This is a genomic window from Alicyclobacillus fructus (assembly GCF_017329605.1).
GTDB classification, from domain to species: Bacteria; Bacillota; Bacilli; order Alicyclobacillales; family Alicyclobacillaceae; genus Alicyclobacillus; species Alicyclobacillus fructus.
In genome coordinates this window covers 1-400 of the sequence record NZ_JAFMTY010000090.1, presented here as the reverse complement: position 1 = coordinate 400, position 400 = coordinate 1, and the positions used below count along the sequence as shown (strand labels likewise).

At 57.0% G+C, this 400-nt stretch carries 1 protein-coding gene; it reads right to left on the bottom strand.

Annotated elements, in window-relative coordinates; all coding sequences use genetic code 11:
• Positions 1-400: transposase (locus tag J3481_RS15165; protein WP_206832804.1), on the bottom strand; the 400-nt coding region annotated here is incomplete at its 5' end.

Genomic DNA, 400 nt, shown 5'->3' with positions numbered 1-400 from the left:
TCAGGAGGCTTCCTCTGCGACGATGACCGTCACCCCAAGTTCCTTCAAGCGATGCACGTGGCGTCGAATCAAGGCGTCTCGATTCCGCTTGTCGTAGTAGTCAGGTCCCAGGTCTCGATATGTCGTCTTGTCTTTGAGCAAGTGATACACGATGACGAGCAGGGTGTGTGCCAATGCTACTGCTGCACGTTTCGCGCCCCGGCGCGCGGCGATCCGGTGATATCGGGCGGCAAGACGGCTTTTTTTGCTTCGAGCCGCAGCTCGTGCGCATTCGATCATCGTTTCCCTCAGCCAACCATCGCCCTTGCGTGTTTTTCCACTGTATCGTTTCCCCGCACTTTCGTTGTTCCCGGGACATAGCCCTGCCCAGGAGACTAAGTGTGCTGCAGTCGGAAATCGT